General features: G+C 76.3%; 5 protein-coding genes. 1 reads left to right on the forward strand and 4 read right to left on the reverse strand.

The window, feature by feature from the left end; translation table 11 throughout:
- From IH54_RS0137745 to IH54_RS0137760, 4 genes are all read right to left on the reverse strand, one after another.
- A partial coding sequence (locus IH54_RS0137745; RefSeq protein ID WP_052398328.1) for a PrsW family intramembrane metalloprotease occupies nt 1-1,300 on the reverse strand: 1,300 nt, incomplete at its 3' end.
- A 106-nt stretch (nt 1,301-1,406) separates the two neighbouring features.
- Complete coding sequence (gene trmB / locus IH54_RS0137750) at nt 1,407-2,294, reverse strand: tRNA (guanosine(46)-N7)-methyltransferase TrmB (protein WP_031525839.1); 888 nt, start codon at nt 2,292-2,294, stop codon at nt 1,407-1,409.
- A gap of 188 nt (nt 2,295-2,482) precedes the next feature.
- On the reverse strand, nt 2,483-3,712 hold the full coding sequence (gene lhgO / locus IH54_RS0137755) for an L-2-hydroxyglutarate oxidase (RefSeq protein ID WP_052398329.1): 1,230 nt from the start codon (nt 3,710-3,712) through the stop codon (nt 2,483-2,485).
- 676 nt (nt 3,713-4,388) lie between these two features.
- Nucleotides 4,389-5,804 carry a hypothetical protein gene (locus tag IH54_RS0137760; protein ID WP_031525843.1) on the reverse strand — a complete coding sequence of 472 codons (1,416 nt, stop codon included), beginning with the start codon at nt 5,802-5,804 and terminating at the stop codon, nt 4,389-4,391.
- A 1,245-nt stretch (nt 5,805-7,049) separates the two neighbouring features.
- Here IH54_RS0137760 and IH54_RS0137765 point away from each other — a divergent pair.
- Nucleotides 7,050-9,392, forward strand: a complete 2,343-nt coding sequence (locus IH54_RS0137765; RefSeq protein ID WP_043183452.1) for an asparagine synthase-related protein — start codon at nt 7,050-7,052, stop codon at nt 9,390-9,392.
- The last annotated feature ends 534 nt before the right edge of the window (nt 9,393-9,926 follow it).

A 9,926-nucleotide genomic window follows, 5' to 3' on the forward strand; every position in this document is an offset into this window, starting at 1 on the left:
GGGTGGGGAAGGGAGGGGGCCAGGGGAGGGGGGTGGAGTGGAGGAGGGCGGGCTGGGCCACGCGGCGGTGGTGCCAGAGGTGCTGGAGGAGTTCGGACTCGCGGGCGGCGTAGTCGGCCGGTTGGCGGCCGCGGGTTGCGGCTGCGCGGAGGAAGGCCAGGTGGGTGGCGTAGGCCGCGTAGTCGCGGACGGCTCGGGCGCCGGGGTCGCCGTGGTGGCGGCGGGCCAGGTCGCGGGCGTCGCCGCGGATGCGCATGGAGGCCAGGGCCACGGGTTCGCGGGGGGCGAGCCAGCCGGCTGCCGCGTAGGGGGCGAGGTGTTCGCGGACGGTGCGGAGCCCCGCCGCGCGGGCCCAGAACGTCAGCGCGACGAGCAGGCCGAAGACCGGGATCATGACGGACACGTAGACGGTCAGGAAGGTCACCGGGGACAGCTGCGACGAGCCGTTCCACGAGCCGTGCAGCACCATGGCCACGAGCCAGCCGCCGATCGGCGCGATCCAGCGCAGCGGGCTGCGCGGGCGGCTGGTCGCGGCAATGGCGAAGCCGAGGCCGGTCATCGAGGTGAAGAGCGGGTGCGCGAACGGCGTCATGAGCACCCGGACGATGAAGGTGCCCAGCGTGGTGGAGGTCAGGACGCCGGCGCCCACCGCCTTGTCCTCGCCGAAGGCGGTGCCGAGGTAGAGGATGTTCTCGGTGAAGGCGAAGCCCGTCGCGACGAGGCCCGCGAGCACGATGCCGTCGAGCATCGACTCGAAGTGGCGCCGCCGGAAGAGGTAGAGCAGCAGGATCGCGGCGCCCTTGGCCGTCTCCTCGACGAGCGGGGCGACGAACGTGGCGCCCCACTGGTCGGTCTGGGTGGGCGTCGCGGACAGGGTGTTCGCGAGGAGCTTGGCTCCGTACTCGTTGGCGAAGAGCGCGACCAGCGTCGCGGCGCACGAGCCCCAGGCGAAGGCGAACACGACGTTCTGCCAGGGGCTGGGCGCGGCCCGGTCGAGCCACAGGAACCCCGACACCAGCAGCGGCACGGGCAGCACGGCGAGCGTGGACCCCACCAGGAACGGCTCGGTCCCTATGTGGTGCCGCACCACCGCGAGGATGGCGACACCGCACACCGCGAGCGCCGTGAAGAGCGCGCCGGTGCGTACGGCCCGGCTCTCCCAGAACGGCCGCCGCGGCGCGTAGTGCACGGAAGGCGGCGGGGGCGTCATCGGCCCGTACGCGTGCTCGTCGGACGGCCCGCCGGGCACTTCCGCGTCGGGCGGGTCGTCCGGTGCGGACGGGTACGAGTACGTGGCCACCCGTCGACAGTACGGGGCGGACGCCCTGCTCCGCGAGGGTACGGGGCAGGTCGCGGCGCCGTATCCGCGGTGGGCGGCCGGAAGCGGTGGGGCCGCCCCCGGGGACTCAGACGCGCGTGAAGAGGAGGTCGCGCACGACGTGCCCCTTCGCGAGCCCCTGCCGCTCGAACTTCGTCATCGGCCGGAAGTCCGGCCGCGGGGCGAAACCTTCCGCCGGGTGGACGTTGGCCAGTCCGGGCGCCGCGCTGAGCACCTCCAGCATCTGCTCGGCGTACGGCTCCCAGTCCGTCGCGCAGTGCACGACCGCGCCGGGCCGCAGCAGCGGGGTGACCAGCGCCAGGAAGGACGGCTGGATCAGCCGCCGCTTGTGGTGCTTGGCCTTGGGCCAGGGGTCGGGGAAGTAGACGCGCAGGCCGGCCAGCGAGGCGGGCGGGAGCATGTCGCGCAGCAGCACGATCGCGTCGCCGTTGGCCACCCTGACATTCGTCAGGTGTGCACGGTCGGCGAGAGCGAGAAGATTTCCTTGTCCGGGGGTGTGGACGTCGACGGCGAGGATGCCGGTGCCGGGGTCGGCGGCAGCCATCTGCGCGGTCGCGTCACCCATCCCGAAACCGATCTCCAGCACGACGGGCAGGTCGGCGGAGCCGAAGAGCGCGGCGAGGTCCAGCGGGCTGCCGTCGAGCTCGACGCCCCAGGTGTCCCAGTGCCGGTCGATCGCAGCGGCCTGCGCCTGGGTGATACGGCCGCGGCGCGCGTGGAAGGACCGGATGCGGTGCTCCTCGCGCGAGCCGGCCGGATCGGCCGCGGGCCCGTCCGGAAAGCGGGCCGCGGACCGGGCCGCGGACCGGACGGCCGGACGCGGCACACCGCCGCCGGTCGCCCGGCCGCTGCCGACGGGGGTGCCGGCGGGAGCGTCGGCATGGGCAGCGGCAGGGGCGGCGGAGGAGACGGAAGCGGCCGCGGAGGCGCGGGGGACAGTGGATGAGGTGGACACAATGGGTTCGATTCTACGGGAGTACGTCGGACACTCCGGCGCTGGTCAGAGGGCCGGGACGAGGACGGGCAGGGGGGCGGGGACGAGGAGGGGGACGGGCGCGGAGCCGGACGCCGGGCCGGAGGCCGGGCCGGGGCAGGCGGGGGCGGCGCGACGGGGCCGTCGCTCCGGGGCGGGCCCGCGGGGGGTCAGAGGGCGGCGAGGGCCCGGCGCGCGACCTCGCGGCCGATCGGAAGGGCGGCGGTCGCGGCGGGGGAGGGCGCGTTGAGTACGTGCACGAAGGGCGGCGAGCCGGCGAAGCGGAAGTCGTCGACGAGCGTCCCGTCGGGCAGGACGGCCTGGGCGCGTACGCCCGCGGGGGCGGGCCGCAGGTCAGCGGGCCGCAGCGCGGGCAGCAGGCGGCGGGCGTCGGCGGTGAAGGCCCGCTTCGACAGTGAGCGCCACAGCTCGCCGGCCTCCTGCCGCCAGTGGCGGCGGGCGATCCGCCAGGCCCCGGGGTAGCCGAGGGTGTCGGCGAGGTCGCGCGGCCGCACGGTCCACCGGCGGTAGCCCTCCCGGGCGAGGGCGGGCACGGCGTTGGGGCCGACGTGGACACCGCCGCGCACGTCCCGGGTGAAGTGCACGCCCAGGAAGGGGAAGTCGGGGTCGGGCACGGGGTAGACCAGGCCGCGTACGAGCCCGCGCCGCCCCGGCGCCAGCTCGTAGAACTCGCCGCGGAAAGGCACGATCCGCAACCCGGGGTCGTCGCCGGCCAGCCGCGCGAGGCGGTCGCTGTAGAGGCCCGCGCAGTTCACCAGGACCTTGGTGCGCAGGGTCGGCCCGTCCGGGGCGGTGGTGAGGGTGACGGCACCGCTGTCCGTACGGCCGACCGCGGTGACCCGCAGCCCGTAGCGCAGGACGCAGCCCGCGTCCGCGGCCAGGCCCGCGAGGGCTGCGGCGACACCGCGGAAGTCGCAGATGCCGGTGGAGGCGACATGGATCGCCGCGAGCCCGGCGATCTCCGGCTCGTGCTCCGCGATCTGCACGGGCCCCAGCTCCCGCACGGCGAGCCCGTGCTCGCGGCCGCGCTGGACGAGTGCGTGCAGCCGCGGCAGCTCGGCCTGCTCGGTGGCGACGACGAGCTTGCCGGTGACCTCGTACGGGATGCGGTGCTCCGCGCAGAAACGCGGCGTTTCGGCCGCGCCGGCGAGCGCGTAACGGGCCTTGAGCGAGCCGGGCCGGTAGTAGATGCCGCTGTGGATGACCCCGCTGTTGCGCCCCGTCTGGTGCCGCCCCGGCCCCGCCTCCTTCTCGACGACGGCGACGCGCAGCGCGGGCGCGGCAAGCGTCAGGGCGTAGGCGGTGGACAGGCCCACGACGCCGGCGCCGACGACCGTCACGTCGTACGGCTCACCGTGAGCCGCGCTCCTCGAGGGCAAGGCCACTCCTCCCTGCGGGTTGCGGTGGGGGGTGCTCGTGATCAACTTACGCGCTGCGCGCCGGCTCGCGGGCCAAGTCGGCTGCCGCGGAGGGCTCCCTGCCACGCGGGGCACGCCTCTCCGCCACGCGCAGGGGCGCGGTTGCCCTGCCGGGCGGGCGTTTTTTAGGGTGCGGCTGCACCGCCGGGCACGCGTTTTGGGCTGCGGGTTGCCCTGCCGGGCGGGCGTTTTTTAGGGTGCGGCTACGCCGCCGGGCACGCGTTTTGGGCTGCGGTTGCCCTGCCGGGCGAGCGTTTTAGGGTGCGGCTACGCCGCCGGGCATCCGTTTTTAGGGGCGCGGGGAACTGCGCGCTCAGCCACGACGGTGGCGCGGGTCGTCACCGGCCCGAAGGGGCAGTACGGTTTCGTATCGGACCACCGGCCGGTGGGTGGTTGCTCGCGCGGTACTCCCCCAGAGCTTCGCCTGGGAGGTACCCCCACGCGCCCCTGGAAGCGCCCACCCCGCGCGGCAGCGCACACGCCCCCGCGCGGCGGCGCAGAACGCTCACCCCGCGCCGCAGCGTTCGCCCGCGGCGCAGCCGCACCCCACAACCCCCACCCCGCGCGGCAGCGCACACGCCCCCGCGCGGCAGCGTAAAACGCTCGCCCGGCGGTGGGCCGCACCCCGCGAGGGGCCCTACGCGGGAGCGGCCAGGAGAGGCCGCGCGCGTTCGCGGAGTTCGAGGACGCGCGGCTCGTCCGCGTACGGCTCCAGGCGGTGGAGCAGGTCGCGGACGTACTCCGTGGTGCGGGCCGAGGAGATGCGGCCCGCGACCTCCACGGCCTTCGCCCCCACCGCGCAGGCCGCGTCGAGGTTGCCGGATTCGAGCTCGGCGACGGCGGAGACGACGAGCCGCAGCCCGTGCGAGCGGACGAACTCCTCGGTGGGCCGGGCCAGCGCGTGCTCGGTGAAGCGCTGGACCTGCCGCGGGATGCCGAGGTCGCGGTAGCACTCGGCGGCGTCGGCGGCGAGCCGGTCGTAGGAGTAGAAGCCGAGCCAGTGCGGGTCGGTGTCGCCCTCGCGGGCGCGTTCGAGCAGTGCTTCGGCGGCGGCGAGCGAGGCGCCGCAGGCCGCGGCCTCGCCGGCCTTGGCGTGGGCGCGGGCCTCGACGAGGTGGAAGAAGCTCATGGTGCGGGCGGTGGCGAGGCCGCGGTTGCGTTCGAGGGCGGCCTGGGCGAGGTCGACGCCCTCGTCGGCGAAGTTGCGGTAGGTGGCCTGGAGGGACATGGAGGCGAGGACGTATCCGCCGAGCGGCACGTCGGCGGCGGCGCGGGCGAGCCGGAGGGCCTGGATGTAGTAGCGCTGGGCGGCTTCCTGCTGGCCGGTGTCGAAGGCCATCCAGCCGGCGAGCCGGGTGAGTTCGGCGGTGGCGCCGAAGAGGGCGCGGCCGACGTCGTCGCTGTAGGAGCCGAGCAGCAGCGGCGCGGCCTCGACGCGCAGGCACTCCGGGACCATGCCGGAGCGCCAGTCGCCGCCGCCGTACTTGGAGTCCCAGCGGCGGGCGTCCTCGGCGGCCTCGCGGAGCTTGGCGACATCGGTGTGCCCGACGTGCGCGGTGCCGGGCGCGGGGGCGTCGCGGGCGACGGTCGCGTCGGCCGGGGTGATGAGCCAGCGGGAGGCGGGCGTGACGTAGGCGCTCACCGCGAAGGAACCGGCCAGGCTCTGCCAGATCCCGTTGCCGCCGGGGCCGCGGCGGCCGGCGAGGTCGAGCTTCCACAGGTCGGTGGCCGACTTCACGGCCTCGCCGACGTCGCGCGGGAAGGCGAGGCCGACTTCGGGGGCGGGGTCGGCGTCGGCGAGGCCTATCTCGTGCAGCGGTACGGGCCGCCCGAGCTTGCCGGCGATGGCGGCGGCGATCAGGTGCGGCGCGGCGCCCTGCGGCACCATGCCCTTGGCGACCCAGCGGGCCACGGACGTCTTGTCGTAGCGCAGCGTCAAGCCGCGCTGCGCGCCCAGGTCGTTGACGCGGCGGGCGAGACCGGCGTTGCTTATTCCGGCGAGACCGAGAAGGGCGCCGAGTTTCTCGTTCGGCCCGCGGTGTTCTCTGTTCACTGCGGTTCACCTCGTGATGCCGCTGGGGCAGGCCGACGGGCCTGGTCGGTCGTCGGGGTGGCGGGGGTCACCCTCCCCTGGAGCCCGATTCAGCCACCGCGGGGCCCCTGTTGGCGGTGAGCGCGGTGCCTGAGCCGGTTGTCCGAGCCGCACGTACGTGTGCGAACCGGATACACCCAGCGTAGTTCGCCGCCTCCCGACCGTTAAGGGTCTCGTGTCGGATGGCGCGAATCCAGCCCCTTACGGGAACGCGGAGTTGGTCCGGAAAGCACCACCCATGACCCTCCCCAGGGGTCGGACGAATGCGCCCGGCGGCGCGGCCGGGGGGCCGGCGGGGAGGCGCGGGGAGGGCGACCGGGGGCGCGCTCGCACGGGCGCCCCGCGCGTGCTCCCGGTATATGTGGCCGTGCGCCCGGCCGTGCGCTCTGTGCCCGTGCAGACCGCGGGTTGTTGCATGGGGAGCCGTGGGTCGGCCCGCGCTTCCGTCAGGCGGCTATGGCGGTGTGTGCGGCGGGCCAGCGAGTTCCGCTGCCACAATCCCCGCGGGTGGCGGACCGGCCCGGGAGGCGTTGAGTCGTCTCCCGGGCCGTGTGTTCCGGGTGCCGAGTGCCCCGGCGCCACCCCGCGCAGGCCGCCCCGGCTTGCCCCGCCCGCCCCTCGGGCCTGCCCGAACCGCCGCGTGCGGCAAGGGTGCCGGGGGCGCGGCGGGGCGATGACGTACCCCGGCGGTCGCGCCATTAGCAGAGTTGTGCGCCGGCGTACGCGCGCCGCGCCGGTGTGCGGTTCCCGGTGTCCCGGCCGAAGATCGACGGCGGAAAACGATCGTGTGCAATGCCCTCCGTCACGCGGCATATCCCGCCCGGCATGTGCCGCTCCCGCGCCAAAAACTTGGCGCGATTGCGACGTTTCGGCTGAGGCGTATGTTCCGGATTCCGTAGCTGTCCGCAACATCCCGATTACGTATGCGGGATGCTTGGCGATCGAGGTGCTTCCGGGGCCCGTCCGAGGGCATCCCGGGGGCATTCCGGGCCGTGCGCGAGCCACCCGGCGATGCGCATATGCCGCATGGCTGTGTACGGCGCACGAACCGGCGCACCCGGGAGCACTCATGCGCCTCCTTGCGCGCGTCCTCGTGGCAGCATGGACTTTCGGACGTCAGACGTGGCGGCATGGTGGGGCGAGGCGCGCGCGAGTCAGCGGTGGGTCGGATCCTGCACCGGCTGTCCACAGCCTGTGGAGGCGGCGATGCGGTGGTTGGTGGGGTGGAGCAGTGCCACCGCGGGTCCCGTTCCCGGCACGGGTGCGCGCACGCTGCTGCCGGTCGGCGCCCAACTCCTGTGGGACGGCCCCGATCCGCTGTGGGCGGTGGGTGACTGGCGGCCCGACGAGGTCCGGGTCGTCCACGCGGACGCGGCGGGCACGGGCGGCGGCGCGTACGGCTCCGCCGCTTCCAACGGGGCTGCGTACGGGGGCGGTTACGGTACGCCGGGCGGCTCCGGCTCCGGCTCCGGCTCCGGCTCGTACGGCGCTGCGGGCGCGTACGGCGACGGGGCCGCGTACCCGTACGACGGCGGCGGCTCGCGTACGAACGGGCGCGGCGTCAACGGCACCGGCACCCAGGGCGTCGCGCGGCTCGCGGTCTTCGGGCGGTGCGCGGCCAGCGACGCGGAGCTGCGGCTCGGGCTCGTCGCCGCGCGCGGCGGCGCGCTGCGGCACGTCACGGCGTGGCCCGGCAGCTACACCGCCGTCCTGCAACTCGGCCGCCGCATCACCGTGCTGGGCGACCTCGCCGGTGCCCGCCCGGTCTTCCACACCCGCTTCGCGCGCGGCACCGCCTTCGCCACCGCCGCCCTGCCGCTCGCCGACCTCATCGAGGCCGGGCTCGACGTCACCCACCTCGCCGCGCTGCTCGCCTGCCCCGACGCGCCCGAGGCGCTCGGCGACGGCACCCCCTACCTCGGCGTGCGGCGCGTCCCGCCCGGCCACGCCCTCACCCTGCGCGACGGCGCCCCCGAGATCACCGGCTACGAGCCGACCGCCTCCCTCGCCGTCGGCCACCAGCCCGCGACCTCGGCGGACGCGGACGCCGCCATCGCCGCGATACGGGACGCGCTCGTCGAATCGGTGAAGGCGCGGCTCACGCAGGCGCGGTTCGTGCCGGAGGCGGCCTTCGCCGGGGAATCCGCGGGACCGGACGGCCGGCTCGCGGAAGGGCCCGCGCCCGGCATCGGCGCCGACCTCTCCGGCGGCTCCGCCTCCGCGACCCTCGCGCTGCTCGCCGCCGGGCTGCCCGGCATGCCCGGCATGCTGCCCGGCGCGCCCGGCACCGCGGCCGGCGAGCGGCTGCTCGCCGTCACCTTCAACGACCTCACCGCGGGCGGACTCGCGCTGCGCGAGAGCGAGCTGGCCCGCGCGGGCGAGCTCGCCGCCGACCCGCGGCTGCGGCACGTCGTCGTCGCCGGCGGCGAGGAGGCGCTGCCCTACGCGGACCTCATCGGCAGCCACCCGCCCATCCCGCTCACCGACGAGCCCGGTCCCTCGCTCGTCGTCGCCGAACGCCACCGGCGGCGGCTCGCCGCGGGCGGCGCCGACCACCTCATCGGGCTCGGCGCCCGGCAGGTGCTCGACGCGCACCCCGCGCGGCTCGCCGACCTGCTCATGGACCGGCGGCGGCGCCACCTGGTACGGCCCGTCGCCGCCCTCACCCGCGCGGGCGGCTCCGCGGCGGGCGGGCCCGCCGTGCTGGTGCCCTTCACCGTGCCGATCACCGTCTACCGCGCCGCCCGGCGGCTCGCCCGTACGCCCTACCAGCAGGGCGTCACCGACGCGGCCGCCCTGCTGCTGCGGTACGCCGCGGGCGCGGGCTCAGGCGCCGACTCCGCCGTCGACGGCCGGCCGGGCGACGGGCCGATCAGGGCGTCGCTCGCCGCGATGGCCTGGGTACGGCCCGGGCCCGCCGCCCGCTGGCTCACCGGCGAGGCGCTCGCCGAGGTCTCCGTGCGGCTCCAGGAGGCCGCGCGGCGGCCCTGGCCCATCGAACGCCCCGGCGAGCGGCGCGCCCGCGCCGTCCTCGCCCGGCACGCCGCCGACTTCCGCGTCCTGGAGCAGGCCGCCGCGGTGCCGAGCCAGCGGCTGCACGCGCCCTACCTCGACAACGCGGTGGTGCGGGCGGCGCGCGCACTCCCCGGCGCGCTCCGGGTGCGCCCCGGGGCGCGCGCGGAGATCCTGCGGGACGTGCTGGGCAGCGCGGGCGTACGGGCGCTGCCCGCGGGGTGGGGCGCCGCCTCGCACTCCTCGGCGTCCGCGGCCGCCGCCGCCCGCGCCGGGATGCGGTCCGCCGTCGACCCGCTGGTCGAGCTCTTCCGCGCGCCGCTGCTCGCCGACGCGGGCCTGGTGGACGCCCGCGTCGTCCGCGCCGCCCTGCGCGCCGCCGCGACCTCCGGGGCGCCGCTGGAGGGGCTCGGCGACATCGTGGCCGTCGAGCTGTGGCTGCGGAGGCTGCTGGCGCGGAGGGGGTCGTGCTGGACCGGCACGGATTCGCCTGAGCGGCGGGCGGTTGCGGGCGGGGTGCAGCGGTTGTCGCTCTGAGCCGGGCGCTGCCGCGCGGGGTGGGCGTTTGACCGGGCGCGGTCCCGTGTCCGGCTGCGGCTGCGCCGCGGGGCAGTCGTTTTTTCGGGAGTGCGGGGGGCTTCGCGGCCGGCCCGCACCGGGGCCGGCCCGCACTGGGGCGCGGGTCGTCACCGGGGCCGGCCCGCACTGGGGCGCGGGTCGTCACCGGGGCCGGCGCGCACTGGGGCGCGGGTCGTCACCGGGGCCGGCGCGCACTGGGGCGCGGGTCGTCACCGGGGTCGGCCCCACCGGGGCGCGGGTCGTCACCGGGGTCGGCCCCACCGGGGCGCGGGTCGTCACCGACTCGAAGGTGGCAGTCGGGTTTCGAACCGGACCACCGGCCGGTGGGTGGTTGCTCGCGCAGTTCTCCCCCGGAGCTTCGCCCGGGGGTGCCCCCACGCGCCCCTCTGCGTGTGCCCGGCGGGGCATCGCGCTGTCCGTGCGGGGGTGGGGTCGGGTGCCACTCCGGGGGTACCTCCTCGGAATGCGCGTTCGCCCTCTTCCCGAATTGGT

Origin of the sequence: Streptomyces sp. NRRL F-5123, from assembly GCF_000721495.1 — a bacterium.
In the GTDB taxonomy this organism is placed as follows: Bacteria; Actinomycetota; Actinomycetes; order Streptomycetales; family Streptomycetaceae; genus Actinacidiphila.